Here is an 18721-nt window from a genome sequence, read left to right as displayed (position 1 = left end):
GGTCGTGCGGTGCCGTGCGGGTTGCTCAGGAAGCAGCCGCCTGCATGGCGTCGGACATGCGCTGGATGGCGGCGTCGAGCTCCTCGGCGTGCTCGAGCCGCCAGGCGTCGCTCGCGCAGAGCTCGTGGGTGCCGCCGACGTCGACGAGTCGCCGCAGCCCGTGAGGTGTGGTCCAGAGATAGGCGCCGTCGCCGATCTGTCTGACGCGGTAGCCGCGGTGGGTCTTGGCCCGGTGGTGTGATCGGGCGAGTGGGGCGTCGTTGTGGTCGCCGGTCTGCCCGGGTGGACCGAGCGGGTCGTAGGGGACGGCGTGGTCGTCGTCGTAGCGGCCGCTCATCGTGGCGGTTCCGACGGCGTACGGGAAGACGTCGCCGACGCAGCGCAGCCGGGTGCGTTCGGTCACGGCGGTGGGGAACTCGTAGGCATTGACGCTGACGTGGTCGTCGAGGTCGATCACCGGCTTGACGGTCACGTGGGCGTGGCCGAGAAGCGACACGACCTGTTCGAGGAGCATGGGTCCGAGTCCCTCGACCCGGGCGACGGCGGTGGAGCTGCCGGCCAGGGCGCTCTCGTGGAGGTGGAGGTAGAGCACGGCTCGGTGGTGCGCCTTGCGCGGGACGACCTCGTCGACGCCGATGCGCAGCAGCTCGCAGACGTCGTCGGGGCGCGCGAGCCAGCCGAAGGCGATCGCGCGCAGCTCGTCGTGGCTGAGGTCGTCCAGGGCGGCCGGCAGGTCGGCGTGGTGGGCGCGGAGCAGGTCGGGGCGGGCGAGGAGGGCGTCGGCGATCCGCTCGGTCATCGCGTCGATCCATGCGGCGTCGCCAGGCTCGATGCGGGAGAAGACGGTGCGGCTGCCGGTCTCGAGGTCGGTGCGGCTCACCCAGACTCCTCGGCGGCGCCGAGCGTCGTCGAACCGGGCCGCGTGGGCGGCGGTGTCGGCCTCGATGACCTTGGCCTCGGCGATCGCCAGCACGCGGCCGGGCGACTCACCGCCGATCGCCTCGGCCACCGCTCGGTCGACGATCCCGACCTGGTCGCGGTCGAGGCGGCGCGACATGCGCGCGACCTTGCAGGCGACCCAGGTCTCGCACTCCAGGGCGACCACCTGGGCCCAGGTCAGCGGCAGTCGGTGCCGCAGGTCGAGTGCATCGCCCATCGTTGCCCGGGTCGAGACGGGATGGGTGTGCCGAGCGATCGCGAGCTCGTGCACGCACAGGTCTTGAACCAGGGGAGTGCCGTCGCCGCCGAGCTCGACCAGCCGCTCGCCGCCGTGACTCACCGGCACCGCGCCCGGCCGGTCCTGCGGGTCGTCGCCGTGGAGGTCCGCCCATTGCAGCACCAGCAGCAGATCCGCCACCTGCGCGTCACGCCGCCGGCGCAGCGCACCACCGCTAGCGGCCAGCACGCCGGCCGCGTCGAGGTCGCTGATGTCAGTGGACATGTCTGTACTATATTCGATCAAAGCTTCGAAAACAAGTCGGTGGCGTGCTTGTGGAAACGATGGCTGGAACCCGTTGCTGCGACGCGTCGCGTTCGCGTGTCCGGCCAGGGGCCGGGCGAGCCGTGGAGTTCGAGCCGGGGGGCGCTGGTCGGCGGCGTGCCGGCTGCGGTTGGTCCGCGCAGTCGCGCGGACACAGGCGGAATGACGCAGCTGCGAACTGCGCGCATCTAGGGATGAGCATGCGGTAGTCCAGGACTGGAACTTGCACCGACCCATGTCAACTTCGCGGACGAGGACGGGGCGGCAGGTGACCTGCCGCCCCGTCTTGTGTCGGACTACGGGTAGGTGTACCCGATGGTGATCTTCGGGTCGGCGTGGAACGCCCATCCGAAGGCTCGCTGCTGCCCGAGCATGGTGTCGGTGAACACGTCGGTCGCGACGGCCGGCTGGTTGGGCAGCGCCTCCACGACGGGCGCGTCAATATTGGCGCTGAAGTCGAGCGGGAACACGACCGTCACCCCCAGGCGGACGTTCGACGTCGGCGCGAGGCTGAGCTGCGGCGCGTAGATGACGAACTGGTAGCGCCGCGGGTCGCCGCCCAGAGGCATCACGCGCTGGCTGGCGTGGATGCGGAGCACCTGCGGCCCGGCGGGGAGGTCGATGTCGGCGACCTTGTACCGCTTGACCTCGCGCTCGAGCTCCGCCTTCACGTCGGCCTCCAGCGGGATGCCGGCCTTGGCGAGGACGGGCTCGAGAATGCTCGCCTGTCCCTGCGGGATTCGCTTGAACGTGGCGGTCGTGTCGAAGTCCTGGTCGGTCGCGGAGACGACTCGGACGAACGCCGACGTCGCCTCCTCGGTCTCCATGGCCAGCACCAGCCGGTACCTGCCCTGCGCTGGCACGTTGACGTGGGCCGTGATCGTGGAGTTCGCGACGTCGTAGGAGTCCTCGCCGAAGTTCCGCAGCGGCGCGATCGACTCCACGTCGACGTTGACCGACTGCCGGCTGACCTCGAGGTTGGTGGTGATTCCCTCACTCATGAGGGCGGCCCCCTTTCAGGGTGTCCACCCCAAGACCACCAGTCGGCCGGCTCTGGTCAGAGCCGTATGGACCAACTAACCTCGGGCTTTCCGGTAGCAACGGAAGCAAGAGGCCTCGGCCTGGGGAAGAGACCCCGGTTGGGGCCTCTTGTCGTTCCACTAGAGCAGACTGAGCCCCGCGCCTGCAACCATTTCACTTCAGTTCTTCACAACTTTGTCGCAAATCGGCCCCCGGACTCGTGAGCGAGTGTGCGCATCTGTGCTTACATGTACCCATGGACACTGCGCAAGTCGCCGCTGACCGAGCTCTTGTCGAAACAGTAGCGATGCTCACCGACACCGGACTGGCCGCGAAGGTGGCTGACCTGACGGGGGAGGTGTTCAAACGCAACCTCGAACGGCACGAGCCCGGCGAGCTCGGCGACACACCCACCTCGTTCGGTGTGCAGTGCTCGGAGAACCTCAAGACCCTCGCGTTGCGCCGGTTCTATGGCGAAGGCGACGAGGTCGACTCCGAACACTGGAACGTCCCAGGGTTGAAGGTGGCGACCGTGCGGAACAGCCTGATGTTCGAGCAAGGTGGGCGGCACGTGTACGTGATGAAAGCGCCCTATGCTGAAGGACGAATGCCTCGCTGGGACCTGTTCAACTGGTCCCAGGCTTCCGCCATCCGGCACAGCATCGCCGAAACGAACACCGACACCCTCGGCGGCTACACCACCACCGCCAACGTCGAAGATCCGCTATTCGACCATCCCGCCAAGCCCCGCGTGGTCCGCACCTATCTCCTCGTATGGGCCGGCGACACCAAGACCGCATCGACTGCGGGCTGGTTGACCGTCCCAGTGCTCGGGCAGCGCCCATTCGTCGCAATGCAGCCCCTGTGGTGGGACGAGGAGATGGCGTCCGAGGCCACCCCATCCGTACGTTCCGCGGCCTCTTCGGCCCCGAGCTTTGATCAGCGTGCCGGTGCGACGCCATCCGTCGTCGTGCGACCTGCTACCCAGGAGGGCGGCGCTTCATGACCGGGCCGGTGCGAGAGCCGGCTGCTGGTACCGACTTCGACGGGACACGCCTTACCGTCGCGCGTCGGCTGCGCCGCAAGACGAAAGCACAACTCGCACGCGAACTCGGCATCAGCGCGACCGCGATAGCGCAGTATGAGAAGGGCCAGGCGCGCCCGTCCTCGGGCGTCCTCAACCAAATCTGCCTAAGCCTCGGCCTTCCGCGCGAGTTCTTCGGAGTCTCGAGGCCCCTGACGCTCCTCCCCGCATCCGGGGCCCACTTCCGCTCCCTGCGCGCCACTCCAGCCACGTCCCGCGAGCAAGCACTCGCATACGGCGAACTGAGCCTGGAGCTCATCGACCTCATCAGCCAGTACGTGCACCTGCCACCCGTGCGTCTCCCAGAAGTCGACATCCCAGACGAACTCACCGACGACGACATCATCAGCGCCGCCAACGGCACACGCGCAGCATGGAACATCGCCCCCGGGCCCGTGCCATCACTCGTCCAGACGATGGAGGCACACGGCATCGTCGTGCTGCGCCTACCCGGCGACACCCCTCACGCAGTCGACGCATTCTCGACCTTCACTGCACGTCGACCCCTGGTGTTCCTGTCCCCAGCGAAGAACGACAAGGGGCGCAGTCGCTTTGACGCCGCACACGAACTAGGCCACCTCGTCCTTCACCCAGATACCGAGCCCGGTTCGAAGCTCGTCGAACAACAGGCGCACAGGTTCGCGAGCGAGTTCCTGATGCCGCGCGACCAAATCATCTCCGACCTACCCCGCCGCATCGACTGGCCAAAGTTCCACGAACTCAAGCGGCACTGGGGCGTCAGCCTGAGGGCACTCGTATATCGCGCCCATGCCCTGGGCCGACTTTCAGAAGCGTCCTACCGACGTGCGAACCAGCAGCTCTCCCAGTGGGGACTTCCCGAGCCGGGCGAACTGGGCCCCGCCGAAACGCCGACCCTTCTAGGTCTGGTGCAGACGACCATGCGCGACAGCGGGCTCGATCTTCACGACATCCTTGCCTCTAGTCGCATCGCACCCGCACTTGCAGAAGAGATCGTGCGCGCCGGGTCGGACAACCGGCCCACCCTCGCCGTCGCGCCCTCCGACGCATGGAACTAGAGCAATCGCTGTCACCCTCGCGACCTTCGAGGCAAGTGACCGCTCATCGGCAGACCTGGTCGTTTGCTTCCATGTCGACAGGCGGCAACTGGACGATTCCGTAGGACCGGTGTCTGGCCAGACTCGGTCCGTTATGACACACCCCCAACTGTCGGCGGTCGAGGGAACAATCGTCGCATGACTGACTGGGTAGACGAGAACGGCTGGCTTCGGGACAGGTACTCCGGGCCCGACGGTGGCCAGTACACCGGACCAGGGGGCGGCATGTACACGGGCCCCGGCGGGGGCGCTTACACGGGACCCGGCGGAGGTGCCTACACGGGACCCGGCGGAGGCGCGTACACCGGCCCCGGAGGAGGTCTCTACACCGGCCCCGGAGGCGGTTGCTACACCGGGCCCGGGGGTGGTCTGTACACGGGTCCTGGCGGAGGTTGCTACAGCGGCCCGGGAGGAGGCCTTTACACCGGCCCTGGTGGCGGTGCGTACTCAGGCCCCCCGGGCCCCCCGCTACGTCGGAACTGGCCTCCGATCCCGGTCCTCCTCAGGTACCTGCGGCAGGTCGGGCTCGATTCTCACGCCGATCTAATTGCCGGCGTCTACGGGCTCCAGTAGTCCTAGGCAGAGCAATCACCGAGTGCCAACGCGGCGGAACGGGGCAGCTTCACCGGAGCCACCTTGGGGCCGTCGCTCGTCGTTGACGCTGCCCTACCCGTGGACATCCTCATGCCTGCGCGACGATGTCAGTATGACGTCGCTGTTATCGCTCGTCGGCGCCCTACTCGTGGCAACCGGAGCCTCGGTCCAGGCCCTGCGCTGGTTGCTGACCGAAGGAGGCGTAATCCGAAGTCGTCGAGCGTTGGTAGCTTCGAGGACGGAGCACCTCGAACTGCGACGAGCTGTCAAACGCGCGCAGACCGATTGGACCGCTTGGACTCTGGTTGCGGCAGGCGCTTGGTTCGTGACCATCGGTGAACTTGCTGCGGCGCTGAGCTGACATCGCCCGGCTGGCGGCGGAATGACGGTGGTGGACCGTCGCCGTTACGGCATCTCCTTGGGCAGGACGAGGACGAGACTGCCCGTCGACCGGCTGCCGTGAGGAACCAGAGGTTCGCAAAGTCACCACGCTTCTGGCCGCAAACGGCGGAAGGGGTGATCGGCCATCCCTACAATCCGAGCGTGCGGGATGGGTACGGGAATGGAGCGGCAATCGGCGCAATCGCCAACGGATACATTCTCGCTGCGCACGGCACGTGGGTTCCACTCAATGCAAACGCGAACAGTGCCGGACCGTGGTACCCGGGCGACATTGTCAACGATTGGGCGTTCACCGGAGCGAACTGGGTGGTCCTACCAGCGGGATGGCGACCAGACCCGACTGGACGGCATGACTTCCGGTGGTGGAACGGGCATGCGTGGAGTGAACACGTCACGAGAAACGGCGTTCAGTTCGCCGAGTCAGGGCAGGCGTTTCGACCCATGCCGAGCTCTGCTCGGCTGCCGGAAGACCACAAATCAAAGGGCTTCTGGGATGTTGTCGACACCTTCGGCACGCTCGTCAGCAGACTCGCTTTCAGCGGATGGGTCATCTTCTGGTTGATCCTCGCCATCTGGTCGGCGTGGGTCGCCTGGCATGAGAGCGAGCCGAAACTTCTCTTGCTGACCGCGACCGCCTCGGCGAATGTCTTCTCCTACAAGCTCACCGGAACATCATGGAAGACGTTGAAGAAGCGCCTGACGAAGTTGCCGTACGTGATCTGCGGAGTGGTTGCGGCCGGGGGTGTCTGGCTCAGCCTCCACTTCGACGACCCAGACGTCCTGAAGGTCACCATGATCGTGGTGCTGATTGGTCTCTTTACGGCTTGGGTGTTCAGTTAGAGCGGAGGCAGCGACACCGAGGCATGGCGTTGCGTCATGCCTCGGCGACCACCGGATGACTGAGTGCAGTTGGATGCCGAAATCAGCCGCGCCGACAGGCGGCGAAGTGACGCAGCCCTCGACGTGGGCTCACCGCTCGCCGCATGGCATCCGCTAGCGTCCGCTCGTCGCTGCGGAAGTAGCGCTTAGTCGGATGGCGGAAGGTAGAGCTCTTGATTGTCGAAAGTCTGATCCCGGATCTAGACGCACCGACCTGGCTGGTGGCTGTCCTTGGCGCCGTCGGAGGCGTGTTACTTGCCGCCCTCAGCGACCTAGTGAAGGACCTTCGAGGCCGGCGCTACCGCTGGGACGAGATGACGTACACGGCCTTCGCTGAATTCGCTGGGGCAGCCCGTGCTGCGAGAGACGGTGCGGCTCGGTACTCACGGGCGCACCGCAACGGGCAGGGGACGGACTCTCCCGAGGGATCGATTGCTAGCAGTGAGGCGCGCGCGATCTTTGACGAACTACACGAGGAACTGAGGCGAGCGTTTGACCGTATGGCGCTCGTAGCTTCACCGTCGGTCCTTCAGAAGGCGCGGCTGGTGGTGCGGTGCGTTTACGCGTTGCGCCGATTGGCGGAGCAGGGAGTAGAGCCCCACAACGGGTCGTGGAATGTGGTCCACTCCAAATTGATGGTCGTGCAGCGATCCTTCTATAAGCGCGCTCGCAAGCAGTTACGGATCCGCACAGGCGACGATCCCGGTGAGGCCTTCGGTCCGAACGACTCGTCACTCGCGAACGCATCGGTGCAAGAGGTCGTTGCGGCGGTATCAGCCATCGACGGCTGACGGAAGACCGTCTGGGCCCCACCGCGCACCCGTCGCACACGCGGAAGGCCCCGCCGTACCGCACTCAGGAGCCGGTATGACGCGGCGACATCGTGCGAGCGCCGGTATGTTCGCGTCCGTGGGAAGCACCTGGATCATTCCCTTCCTGGCACCGATGGTCGGCGCCGTCGCGGCCTTCTGTCTGAACCGCGGATCCCGGCTTCGGCGTGCCCGCACAGCGGCGCTTGAAGACCTTCAGCTGCACGACCGCGCCAAGGCGCTTCTTGGTGCCAACGACCCGATGATCGACCAGATCAAGGCGCATGCGCGCGAAAGCGTCCGGGTGTACGCGACTCGCCGCGCCGCACATGCGAAGCGACTGGATGCCTGGCTTTCCGCGGCCGCGATCATCGTGACCTCGTTGGTCCTCGGAACAGTCATTGTTGCGCTCGACCTCCAGGACTCCTGGGTTCTTCTCGCACTGGGTGTGATCGGTGGCCTCGTCGGCATCGGGACCCAGGGTGCACTCGAGCGAGTCCAAGTCGGCCTCGCTCTCAGGAAGGTCCCTACGGAGAAGTCCACCAGGTCGCCGGACGCGGCATAGGCCGGCAACCCTGAGGGCTGGCGGCCGCGGACGGACTCGCCCGGTAGCGGTGGATTGACGCGTCCGGCGCGGACGATCCGCTGCGACAGTCGTCCAAGCAGTAGTGGCGGCCGCCGGGTTCTTGGACAGCGGCGCCTGACGGTTGATATCGGAAAACCCGCTCGGCGCCCGCTTGGCTACGGCACGATCAGCCCGTGACGCAGCCCGGCCAGTCAATCGAGCAGTACTTGGAGCAACAGCGGTTCAAATGGTTCTGGATGCTCTGGGACGCCCACCACGCCAGAGTCGGATGGATAACCGTCGGAGTACTCCTCGGCTTCATGGTCGGATGGTGGGTCGGTGGCTTGACCTCTTGCGCGGCATCCGACCACGGCTGCGAGGTCAAGGTAGGCGCGGTCGAGGCTGCGGGGACATGGTTTGGCGCAATCGGTGCCCTGCTTGCAGTTGGCGCCGGTATCGCGAGCTTCCGGTCTGTCGAGCGGCAGCGTCTCGTCGAGCAGCGACGCCTGCTCATGAGCCGATCCGAGCGAGATGAGGCGGACCTTGAAGAGGCGTCGAACGTGCAAGTCCACTGCCAGATCGGGGTCTATCAAGGCGAACTAGTTCGAGAGATTCGAGCCACTGTGGTCAACAACCTAAGCGAACAGAAGGTTCACAAGATCACGGGTGAGTGGGACGGGTTTGGAAGTCTGAAGCCTGTGCACACGCTGGACGCCGGAAGGAGCCACACCACGAGGCTCACGCTCGACAGCCCCAGGACCCGACCAGGAGGACGGGCCGAGCTACGCCTCCCACCGAGCAAGCATGCCGAGTGGGCTCAAGCGCAGCGCGCGAATGTGCGGATCAAGTACGAGATCCGTGGACAGTGGTTCGAGCGAGTCGGTGACGCGCCTCCGGTCCGCTTCAAGGCGCCGGCGCTGCAGGTCTAGCGTCGGAGCGCGCAGCGTTGCGTTCGATTGCTGTCGAAACGGAGCTCAGCTGCACGGGCCGGGCTGAATTCGCTTCTCGCACGCGGCGCAACGACGCAAGATCCCGTCGCATCCCTGTTCGATGTAGGCCAACATTGTCGCCGTGAGCATCGTGACTCGGGTTCTGCTTGTCTGCGACTCCTGCGGGCGCATCTGGCGTGAGGACCCTGAGCCACGCACAACCCGTCGCCCCGGCGAGTCGGGAACCGCTCAGCGCACCGATGCCAGACGCGCCGGGTGGGTGAGGTGGCGGAATGCCACCGATTACTGCCCTAGCTGTGCACCGCCTCCCTGATTTCTTGACGTGCCGCTGGCGGCGGAATGATGCAGTCGCAACCCGGTACAGCCGGTGAGCCTTCGGTCGCAGGCGACGGTTCGCGGTAGGTGTCGATGTCTCGCGTCGTTTCGTCGGTGGTGAGCCCTACCCTGCTGGGGTGGTCGACAGTCCTGTGCAGCACGCGTTCCTCTCCTACGTTCACGAAAACGCCGAGGCCGTCGAGCAGTTGGCGTCGGTGCTACGTGCGGCAGGGATTCCGGTGTGGAAGGACACCGAGGCCCTGTGGCCCGGCGAGGACTGGAAGCAGAAGATCCGGTCGGCGATCGAGGATGGCTCCCTGGCGTTCGTCGCCTGCTTCTCAACGAGTAGCGTCTCCAAGACCAGGACTTTCATGAACGAGGAGCTGGCGCTGGCGGTCGACCAGTTTCGGCTCCGGCCACCCGGCCATGTTTGGCTTCTTCCGGTTCGGCTGGACGACTGTGAGCTTCCGAACTACGACCTCGGTGGCGGTCGGACACTCAACAGCCTCCAGCGCATCGACCTTTTCGGTCCGAACCGCGAAGCCAATCTTGCTCGGTTGGTCGCTGCCGTCATGGGCATATTTGGCACGTCGACCACATCGCCAGCCACGATCGCAGCGGCCATCGCGACGGCGAACGATGCCGAGCGCGGCCCACGTTTGGCGGAAGCACTCAAGCTGGGTATGACCGACCCCACCAAGGTGATGGAGACGGAGGATCTGTTCCTCGGCGAAGTGAAGACGGTTATCGAAGCGCTCAAGGACCAAGAACGTTTCCCGTTGGGCGGGGGCGCGGCACCAAACGTGGTGGCCGTGGTCGAGCGCGCCCAGGAGTACGACCAACTTGTGACGCCGCTCGCCCATGCTGCAATCACGCTCGGCGCCTGGGGTGCCGAAGAGCACGCCGGCCTCGTCACCCTGAAGCGCCTCAGGTTCTGTGCCGCTCCTATGCGGGTTGCGGCTCTCGGTTGAGAGTCGCGTAGTGGGCCTGCTCGAACTCCACTGGGGTCATCATCCCAAGCGAGCCGTGCAGGCGCCTGTTGTTGTACCAGTCGACCCAGCCGGCGGTGGCGTACTCGACGTCGCCGATGGTCCGGTAGGGGCCGGCGTGGAAGACCGTGGTGCGGATGCACTCGGTCTTGTAGAGCCCGATCACGCACTCCATCAGGGCGTTGTCATAGGCATCGGCAACCGTCCCGATCGAGGGCCGGATGCCTTCCTCGGCGAGGTGTTCGGTGAAGGTGATCGAGGTGTATTGCGATCCGGCGTCGGCGTGGCCGATCAGTTCGCCGGGCACGATCGGGTGGCCCTCGCGGTCGCGTTGCCACAACGCCATTCGCAGCGGGACGTCGACCAACTCGACGGCCTTGGTGGGCGCGACGTTCCAGGCGACGATCTTCTGGGCGAACACGTCGAGGATGAACGCGACGTAGACGAACCCGGCCCAGGTTCTCACGTAGGTGAAGTCCATGACCCAGGTCCTGTTCGGCGCTTCGGCGGTGAAGTCGCGATCCAGCAGGTCACCGGCTCGCTTGCCGTCCTTGGCCGGGATCGTGGTCCGGATCCCCTTCGAACGCCGAACCCCTTGCAGGGACAGGGTTCTCATCGCCCGGTCCACGCTGCCGGGCGATGCCTCGGGCGACGTGCGCTGCACCAGCGCGGTCATCTTCCGACGCCCGTAGAGCCCCTCGGGTGTCATCCGGCGCACCCCTTCGTGGTCGACGGTCCAGGCCAGGTCACGGACCTGGTTGGTGACCTGAGCGTCGGTGATCGTCCGGGCTGCGACAAGGCAGTTGGCTTGTGCCCAGTCGCGGTAGGTCCGCGCGGCGATCTGGCAGCCCTGCTCGCGCAGGACCCGGCAGATCGACTCGACCGCGTGGCCCTCGGCCCGCAGCTCGTCGATGAACGCGACGATCAGCGATTGCGGGGGTCGAGTTCCCCCGCGAAGAAAATTGAGGCCCGGCGGAGGATCTCGTTGTCTTCCTCGAGCCGACGGACCTTGGCTTTGAGCTCCTTGATCTCAGCGAGCTCCTCGCTGGTTGCGCCCTGGCGCTGGCCGCCGTCGATCTGGGCCTGGACGACCCACCGGCGCACGGTCTCCTTCCCGAGGCCTTCGCGGCGTGCGACGGACTCGGCGGCCGCGGTCAGCGACGGGTACTCCGGCAGGTGCTCCAGCACCTGCCGCACGCACCGCTCCTTGACTGCGGGATCGATCTTCTTCGGCATGGTTCGCATCCTTCCAACTCAAAAGGATGCGGCATCAAACCTGGGGCGCTTCACCCGGGCAATGTCACGCATCGCGGCGGTCACTAATGATGTGCAAGGTGGCTTCACCGCACTGATCCACCTGCGCGAGTACGCGCTGTTGCCCGTCATGTACGCCGGAGTCATGGGTGCAGTAGCGCGACGCAACGGTCGCATGGTGCGTGCGTTCACGCTCGACCCGCAGGTGGAGATCAACGGGCGCTCTTTTGCGTTGACCGCTGCGACCAGCCCGTGGCAGCCGTTCCAGGAAGTCGAGGTTGCAGCATCAGTCCTGGCGCGTGTTGGCATGAGCGGAGGGACCATCGAGGAACGCCTCGCTGAGTACCAAAAGGGCGCAGGAAAGTTCTACACACCCATATCCGAGCACTTGTTTCGCGTGCTTCGTCCGCTGGCAGAACCGTTCGTGCTCGACGACCAAGAGTACGAACAGCTCTTCAACCGGACGGAGGGATTCGTTGCCATGTCCGAGCTGGATTTCGCAGCAAACAGCGACGTGGTCGCGGAGTACCGACGAGGGCGCTCGCACTGGATCGGTCGCATTGGGCACGCCGAGCGCTACCTTGACGAGAACGCTGGTCTCGCGCCGGACACAGTCCGTGATGTGCAAGGACAGCGCGAGCGCTGGTGGCCGCTGCTTGGTGGCATGTTCGGTGGTGACTGGCACCGAGCGGAGGTCGCCGCCAGTGCGTGGCGCGACAACGTTCTAGCTGCTCGACAGCGGCGGTTCTAGGACTGAGCGACGACGTCCCACCCGAACGCCAATGAGCCCAGTCGCTAGCCTGGTTTCGTCATCGTGCGTTTGCGTCTATCTGGGCGGAATGCCCTCGTCGGCAACGACCGCAACCGGGCGCAATCGGCTGAGGGATCCGCGCCGCAGCGTCGGCCTACCGACGACAGTGCAGGTCGGCCTGCTGTGGGCGACGCTCGCGCTGTGCCGAGGTGCCGCGAGACGACCGAGGACTGCGTCAGCCGTAGAGACCCAGGAAGCTGCGGGCGGCGGCGTCGACGATCTCGTCCGGCGTCGCCTCCAGCGACCCGGTGAGCCACCGGCCGATGAGCTCGGCCATGCCGCCGATGAACAGCGCCCCGGCGACCTCGTCGTCGTGCTCGCTGCGCCGCGACCCGGCCCACAGCGTGCGGGCCTCCTCAGCGGAGCGGCTCGCGAAGTGGTGCAGCAGTTCGGTACGCCGATGCCGCAGGGCGGGCATCGTGCCGGCCTCGATGATCGCGACCCGGCCCTTGCGCGGGTCCTCCAGCAGGAGCTCGACGAAGGCCCGCATCGAGGCGACGATGCGCTGGGTGGGCTCGTCGCCGGCCGCCTCGGACGCGGCGGCCGAGCGCTCCTCGATCTCCACTGCGATCGCGTCGAGGACCGCGGTCAGTGCCTCGTCGAGGTTGCGGAAGCTCTCGTAGAAGTAGCGCTCGGTGAGCCCGGCCTCGGCACAGATCCTCGTCATCGTGGTGCTCGTGGTCGGCTCGGCCCACACCGCGAGCGTCGCCTCCATCAGCCGGGTGCGGCGCTCCGCGACCCGCTCCTCGGCGGGGACGCCCCGGTACACACCTGACTGCACCGCCATGGCGTCACCCTCTCACGGCCGGTCGCGTCCCGGGTGAAACATTGACAGGACGCCCTTCCTGAATCATGGTTGCGGGATGGTGGACCAGGCGACGCTCGAGGTGCCGGCCCAGCTCCGCAGCGACCGGGGGCTCCCCCTCGTGGGGCGGCTGTTCGACTACACCCGGGACCCGATCGGGTTCTTCCGCCACCAGTGGGAGACCTACGGACCGGTCTCGCCGTTCGACTCGGCCCTCGACCACGCCGTCGTGCTGCTCGGCCCGGACGCGTGCGAACAGGTGCTGCGCAACAAGGACAAGGCATTCGCCAACGAGCCGGCCTGGGGCAAGATCGTGGGTCCGTTCTTCAAGCGCGGCCTGATGCTGCTGGACTTCGATGAGCACCACGCGCACCGGCGGATCATGCAGGAGGCGTTCACCCGCGACCGCCTGGAGACCTATGCGACCCGGATGCACCCGGCGATCGCCGAGGGGACGGCGTCCTGGGACACGGAGCGCCGGTTCCGCTCCTACCCGGCGCTCAAGCAGCTCACCCTCGGCATCGCCGCCGACATCTTCATGGGCGGTGCGGGCGACACCAGCCGGGCGGAGATGGACCGCGTCAACCGCGCCTTCATCGCCTGCGTCCAGGCCGCCGCCGGGATCGTCCGCGCGGACGTCCCGTTCACCCGCTGGGGCCGCGCCTACCGCGGTCGCAAGGTGCTCGAGGAGTTCCTGCGCCACTACCTCCCGGCCAAGCGCGCGACCCGCACCGAGGACATCTTCTCCGTGCTCTGCCACATCGAGACCGAGGACGGCCAGCGGTTCAGCGACGAGGACGTGGTCAACCACATGATCTTCCTGATGATGGCCGCCCACGACACCTCGACGATCACCACCTCGACCATCCTCCAGCTCCTCGGCCAGCACCCGCTCTGGCAGGAGCGCTGCCGAGCGGAGGCCCTCGCGCTCGGCCCCGAGCCGACCCTGGCCGAGCTCGAGGGGCTCCAGGCCCTGGACTGGGTGATGAAGGAGGCGCTGCGCCTGCACGCGCCGGTGCCGATCCTGGTCCGGCGCACGGTCAAGGACACCGTCGTCCAGGGCCATCTGATCCCCGCCGACACCGACGTGATGGTCGGGGTCCAGTTCTCCCACGTGATGGAGGACTACTGGACCGACCCGATGGTGTTCGACCCCGAACGGTTCTCCCCCGAGCGCCGCGAGGACCGCTCGCACCGCTACGCCTGGGAACCGTTCGGCGGTGGGGTGCACAAGTGCATCGGGCTCTACTTCGCCGGCATCGAGGTCAAGGCGATCCTGCACCGGCTGCTGCGCAACCACCGCTGGAGCGTCGACCCCGGGTACGCCGCGCCGTACGACAACCACTCGCTGCCCTTCGCCAAGGACGGCCAGCCCATCGACCTCGTCCGCACCGACCCCCGAGGTGAATCTTGAGTCGTCAGATCTCCGGCATGTCCATCATCGTGACGGGCGGCGCCCGCGGCATCGGGAGGGCCACGGTCGAGCGGTTCGCCCGGCAGGGCGCCTCGGTCGCCATCGGCGACCTCGACGCCGAGCTGGCCGAGGAGGTCGCGGCGGCGTACGGCGACCGCGTGGTCGCCGCGCGGCTCGACGTCACCGACCCGGCCTCGTGGCGGGAGTTCCTCGGCGAGGTCGCCCACCTCGGGCCGTGGGACGTGCTGGTCAACAACGCCGGCATCATGCCGCTCGGCTCGGTGCTCAAGGAGCCCGACGAGGTGACCCGGGCGATCTTCAACGTCAACGTGCACGGTCCGATCAACGGCACGAAGGCGGTCGCGCCGGGGATGGCCGAGCGCGGCCACGGCCACATCGTCAACGTCGCCTCCGCCGTCGGCCGGCTCGCGGTCGCCGACGGCGCGTCGTACTCCGCCTCGAAGTTCGCCGTCGTCGGGTTCAGCGAGGCCACCCGGGCCGAGCTCGGACCGCTCGGCATCGACGTCTCCCTGGTGCTGCCGACGGTGGTGCAGACCGAGCTCTCCGCCGGCATCCCGGCCGCGAAGGGCGTGCCGCCGGTGACGGCCGACGACGTCGCCGCGGTCATCGAGAGCGTCGTGCGCAAGCCGCGGGCAGAGGTGTGGGTGCCGCGCTGGGTGCAGGGGCCGACCAAGGTCACCCAGGCGCTGCCGCGGCGGGTCCAGGACGCGATGGCCAGGGCGATGGGCGCCGACGACGTGCTCGCGAAGGCAGACCCGGCCGCACGCGCGGCGTACGAACAGCGCGCCCGGCGCGGCGCGGAATAGGCGCCACCGGTCGTCCGGTTGCAGACTGGCAGTGCCACGACGACCGGAAGGCCCCGCACGCCCATGACGACGACCGCGCCCGCAGCGGGGCTGGCGCCGAGCAGCCGCGCCTCGCACTTCGCGCTCGCGGTGCTGGCCCTCGCGCTCGGCGGCTTCGCGATCGGCACCACCGAGTTCGTGACGATGGGGCTGCTGCCGCAGATCGCGGACGGGATCGACGTCTCGATCCCGACCGCCGGCCACGTGATCTCGGCGTACGCGCTCGGCGTCGTCGTCGGCGCCCCGCTGATCGCGGTGCTCGGCGCCCGGCTCCCGCGGCGCGGGCTGCTGGTCGGGCTGATGGTCGCCTACGCCGCGTTCAACCTGCTCAGCGCGGTGGCGACCGGGTACGGCGTGCTCTTCGTCGCCCGGTTCCTCGACGGGATGCCGCACGGCGCCTACTTCGGGGTCGCCTCGCTGGTCGCCGCGAGCCTCGCGCCGCCGGCCCGGCGTGGCCGCGCCGTGGCCTCGGTGATGCTCGGGCTCTCGGTCGCCAACGTGGTCGGCGTCCCCGCCGCGACCTGGCTGGGCCAGCAGGCGGGCTGGCGCGCGGCGTACCTCTCGACGGCGCTCATCTCGGCCGCGACGATCGTGATGGTCCTGCTCTTCGTGCCCTCGTGCCCCGGCAACCCCGCCGCGACCGGGCGTCGCGAGCTGCAGTTCTTCCGCAACGGGCAGGCGATGCTGACCCTGCTGGCGGGTGCCGTCGGCTTCGGCGGGCTGTTCGCGGTCTACTCCTACATCGCCCCCACCGTCACCGAGGTCGGCGGGCTCGCGGAGTCCGCCGTGCCGGTGTTCACCGCCGCCTTCGGCGTCGGCATGGTCGCCGGCACCTGGCTGGCCGGCCGGCTGGCGGAGTGGTCGGTCCTCCGGTCGCTGATCTGGTCCGGCATCGGCTCCGGCCTGGTCATGCTGGTCGTCTGGGCGGCCGCCCCGCACGGGTGGCTGCTGCTGCCGGCGGTGTTCCTGGTCACCGCGATCGGCTCGGTCCTGGTGATCAACCTCCAGCTGCGGCTGATGGCGGTCTCCGGCGAGGCGCAGACGCTGGGCGCCGCGATGAACCACGCGTCGCTCAACCTCGCCAACGCCCTCGGCGCCTGGCTCGGCGGCCTCGTGATCGCCGCGGGCTACGGCTACCGCGCGCCCGCGCTCGTCGGGGGCGCGCTCTCGGTGGTCGGGGTGGCCGTGCTGCTGTGGTCGGCCTCGGTCCACGGGCGCGAGGAGCGCGCCTCGGCGTACTCCGAGGCCAGCAGCTCGTAGCCGACCAGGTCGACCGGGGTGCCGTCGCCGGTGTGCACGGCCGCGCGCTGGACGCCGGAACGGCGCATTCCGTTGGCCTCGAGCACCCGCAGCGAGGCGAGGTTCGGCGCGGAGGCGTAGCCCGCCAGCCGGTCCAGCCCGAGCGTGTCGAAGGCGTGCCGGATGGCCAGGCCGGCCGCGCGGATGGTGATGCCGCGGCCCCGGGCCTGCGGGTGCGTCCAGTAGCCGACCTCGGGCTCCTCGGTGATCCGGTAGATGCCGACCACGCCGAGCAGCGCCTCGTCCGTCGGCGTGCAGACCGCCCAGGTGACGGTGTGGCGGGCGGCGAGCCGCTCGGCGACCTGCTCGAGGTAGGCGCGGGCCTGCGCCGCCCCGGGGTCGCGCGGCAGGAACGCGAGCCAGTACTGCGTGTCGGGATCGCCGATCCCCTCGACGATCCGGGGCACGTCGGCGTCGGTGAACGGGCGCAGCCGGACGCCGGCACCCTCGACCACCGGGTTGTCGAGCGCGGGCAGCGGCTCGGTCGTCATGGGCACACCCTGCCAACCGCCGTGTGACGCGACAAACCGATAACCGTCCTCGCCGCCGGTCGTTGCCCGGGCATGCGCCTCCTCGCCGTCCTGGTGACCCTCGGACTCCTGCTCCTCGGCCCCGTGCCGACCGCGTCGGCCTCCTCGGACGGGGCCACCCGGGCGCGGACCTCCGGTCGCTGGATCGTCGACCCGCAGGGCCGGGTCCTGGTGCTGCACGGGCTCAACATGGTCTCCAAGATCGCTCCGTACGCCCCGGACCAGGTCGGCTTCGGCCGTGACGACGCGCGGTTCCTCGCCCGCCAGGGCTTCACCACCGTCCGGCTCGGACTGATCTGGAAGGCGGTCGAGCCCGAGCCGGGGGAGTACGACGACGCCTACCTCGCGCGGATCGAGCACACCACCGAGGTGCTGGCGGCGGAGGGCATCTGGACGCTCCTGGACTTCCACCAGGACCTCTACAACGAGCGGTTCCAGGGAGAAGGGGCGCCGGACTGGGCGGTCCAGGACGAGGGCCTGCCGGCCCAACCGCAGCTCGGCTTCCCCTACAACTACTTCGGCATGGCGCCGCTGCTGCGCGCCTTCTACCACTTCTGGGCCAACGACCCCGGCCCCGGCGGGGTGGGCCTGCAGGACCGCTACGCCGCGGCGTGGGCGCACGTCGCGGAGTACTTCGCCGACGCCCCGCGGGTCCTCGGCCTCGACCTGTTCAACGAGCCGTGGCCCGGGTCCGCGTGGTCGACCTGCGCCAACCCGGCCGGTTGCCCGGCGTTCGACGCCCAGCTCCAGGCGTTCTCGCAGCGGGCTGCCGACGCGATCCGCGCGGTGGACCGCCGCACCGCCGTGTTCTACGAGCCGAACGTGCTGTTCAACAACGGCGCCCAGACCCACGTCGCGCCGACCGGCGACCGGCTCGGCTTCTCCTTCCACGACTACTGCCTGACCGCGGAGGCGGACGCCGAGGGCGCCGGCCAGCAGGCCTGTGGCACCTTCGACGACCTGGTGTTCCAGAACGCCGTCCAGCACGGAACGGACCTCGGGCACCCGCCGCTGCTCACCGAGTTCGGCGCGACCACCGACCGGACCACCCTGACCACCATGGTCGACCGGGCGGCCGCGCACCGGGTCGGCTGGCAGTACTGGGCCTACTGCGGGTGCGACGACCCCACCACGACCGGCCCGGGAGCGACCCAGGCGCTGGTCCTCGACCCGTCCCGGCCGCCCGTCGGCGACAACGTCGACCGGCAGAAGCTGAGGGCGATCGTGGTGCCGTACCCGCTGGCCGTGTCCGGGGTGCCGACGGCGTACTCCTTCGACCGCGACAGCCGGGCCTTCGAGGCGACCTGGCGCACCGCGCGGGCCGGTGGGGGAGGGTTCGCGGCCGGCAGCCGGACGACCCTGAGCCTGCCGCGACTGGTCTACCCCGACGGCTACCGGGTGACCGTGACCGGGGGACGCGTCGTCTCGGCCCCGGACGCCCGGGTGCTCGTGGTCGCCCAGGACCGCGGCGCCAGCGCGGTGCGCCTGGTCGTGCGGGGCCGGTGACCCCCGGCCGGACCCCGAGCCGGACCCAGGGCCCTGTGCCCGTCGGCCCCGGCCGATCAGGAACAATGGACGC

At 68.4% G+C, this 18721-nt stretch carries 15 protein-coding genes, 1 pseudogene and 1 other annotated feature; of the genes and pseudogenes, 11 read left to right on the top strand and 5 right to left on the bottom strand.

Going from position 1 to position 18721, the window contains the following annotated elements:
• Positions 1–25 precede the first annotated feature (25 nt).
• Positions 26–1441: a hypothetical protein gene (locus NOCA_RS19580; protein ID WP_041546718.1), complete on the bottom strand. Its 1416-nt coding sequence runs from the start codon at positions 1439–1441 to the stop codon at positions 26–28.
• Positions 1442–1776: 335 nt separating this feature from the next.
• Positions 1777–2481 carry a hypothetical protein gene (locus NOCA_RS19575; protein ID WP_011757003.1) on the bottom strand — a complete coding sequence of 235 codons (705 nt, stop codon included), beginning with the start codon at positions 2479–2481 and terminating at the stop codon, positions 1777–1779.
• 326 nt (positions 2482–2807) lie between these two features.
• On the opposite strand from NOCA_RS19575, the gene NOCA_RS19570 reads away from it, so the two are divergent.
• The 6 genes from NOCA_RS19570 to NOCA_RS19540 all read left to right on the top strand — a co-directional run bounded on the left by NOCA_RS19570 (position 2808) and on the right by NOCA_RS19540 (position 10145).
• Positions 2808–3506 carry a hypothetical protein gene (locus tag NOCA_RS19570; protein ID WP_041546717.1) on the top strand — a complete coding sequence of 233 codons (699 nt, stop codon included), beginning with the start codon at positions 2808–2810 and terminating at the stop codon, positions 3504–3506.
• Complete coding sequence (locus NOCA_RS19565) at positions 3503–4621, top strand: helix-turn-helix domain-containing protein (protein ID WP_011757001.1); 1119 nt, start codon at positions 3503–3505, stop codon at positions 4619–4621. The genes NOCA_RS19570 and NOCA_RS19565 overlap by 4 nt, the downstream gene beginning before the upstream one ends.
• A 1176-nt stretch (positions 4622–5797) precedes the next feature.
• Entirely contained in the window at positions 5798–6496 is a 699-nt protein-coding gene (locus NOCA_RS26835; RefSeq protein WP_158305685.1) for a DUF2510 domain-containing protein, read from the top strand.
• A gap of 948 nt (positions 6497–7444) precedes the next feature.
• Positions 7445–7909 carry a hypothetical protein gene (locus tag NOCA_RS19550; protein WP_140404191.1) on the top strand — a complete coding sequence of 155 codons (465 nt, stop codon included), beginning with the start codon at positions 7445–7447 and terminating at the stop codon, positions 7907–7909.
• 194 nt (positions 7910–8103) lie between these two features.
• Positions 8104–8838 (top strand): hypothetical protein, encoded by a 735-nt coding sequence (locus NOCA_RS19545; protein WP_011756998.1) that lies wholly within the window; start codon positions 8104–8106, stop codon positions 8836–8838.
• A gap of 473 nt (positions 8839–9311) precedes the next feature.
• Positions 9312–10145, top strand: coding sequence for a toll/interleukin-1 receptor domain-containing protein (locus NOCA_RS19540; protein ID WP_083768205.1), 834 nt, complete (start codon positions 9312–9314; stop codon positions 10143–10145).
• Here NOCA_RS19540 and NOCA_RS19535 read toward each other — a convergent pair.
• A protein-coding gene (locus NOCA_RS19535; protein WP_086000400.1) for an IS3 family transposase occupies positions 10120–11399 on the bottom strand; the annotation gives its coding sequence in 2 pieces (ribosomal slippage) (positions 10120–11126 and positions 11126–11399; 1281 coding nt in all). The two genes, NOCA_RS19540 and NOCA_RS19535, sit on opposite strands and share 26 nt — an antisense overlap.
• Positions 10996–11130, bottom strand: a sequence feature (AL1L pseudoknot). Its footprint overlaps the gene before it by 135 nt.
• Between NOCA_RS19535 and NOCA_RS19525 the strand changes: the two genes are divergently transcribed.
• On the top strand, positions 11398–12168 hold the full coding sequence (locus tag NOCA_RS19525; protein WP_140403958.1) for a hypothetical protein: 771 nt from the start codon (positions 11398–11400) through the stop codon (positions 12166–12168). The genes NOCA_RS19535 and NOCA_RS19525 overlap by 2 nt on opposite strands.
• Positions 12169–12403: 235 nt before the next feature.
• Here NOCA_RS19525 and NOCA_RS19520 read toward each other — a convergent pair whose 3' ends face one another.
• Positions 12404–13015 carry a TetR/AcrR family transcriptional regulator gene (locus tag NOCA_RS19520; RefSeq protein WP_011756996.1) on the bottom strand — a complete coding sequence of 204 codons (612 nt, stop codon included), beginning with the start codon at positions 13013–13015 and terminating at the stop codon, positions 12404–12406.
• 76 nt (positions 13016–13091) lie between these two features.
• Between NOCA_RS19520 and NOCA_RS19515 the strand changes: the two genes are divergently transcribed.
• From NOCA_RS19515 to NOCA_RS19505, 3 genes are all read left to right on the top strand, one after another.
• Entirely contained in the window at positions 13092–14447 is a 1356-nt protein-coding gene (locus tag NOCA_RS19515) for a cytochrome P450 (protein ID WP_011756995.1), read from the top strand.
• Entirely contained in the window at positions 14444–15274 is an 831-nt protein-coding gene (locus tag NOCA_RS19510; RefSeq protein ID WP_011756994.1) for an SDR family oxidoreductase, read from the top strand. The genes NOCA_RS19515 and NOCA_RS19510 overlap by 4 nt, the downstream gene beginning before the upstream one ends.
• A 63-nt stretch (positions 15275–15337) precedes the next feature.
• Positions 15338–16573 (top strand): MFS transporter, encoded by a 1236-nt coding sequence (locus NOCA_RS19505; protein ID WP_011756993.1) that lies wholly within the window; start codon positions 15338–15340, stop codon positions 16571–16573.
• A gap of 74 nt (positions 16574–16647) precedes the next feature.
• On the opposite strand, the pseudogene NOCA_RS28315 reads toward NOCA_RS19505, so the two are convergent.
• Positions 16648–17103 (bottom strand): annotated as a pseudogene (locus tag NOCA_RS28315) (GNAT family N-acetyltransferase); the annotation flags it as partial.
• A gap of 72 nt (positions 17104–17175) precedes the next feature.
• Here NOCA_RS28315 and NOCA_RS19500 point away from each other — a divergent pair.
• Entirely contained in the window at positions 17176–18648 is a 1473-nt protein-coding gene (locus NOCA_RS19500) for a cellulase family glycosylhydrolase (protein WP_011756991.1), read from the top strand.
• Positions 18649–18721 lie beyond the last annotated feature (73 nt).

This window comes from Nocardioides sp. JS614, assembly GCF_000015265.1.
Taxonomy (GTDB): Bacteria; Actinomycetota; Actinomycetes; order Propionibacteriales; family Nocardioidaceae; genus Nocardioides.
Note: the sequence above shows the minus strand (reverse complement) of the source record. Positions and strands in the feature narration are given on the sequence as shown.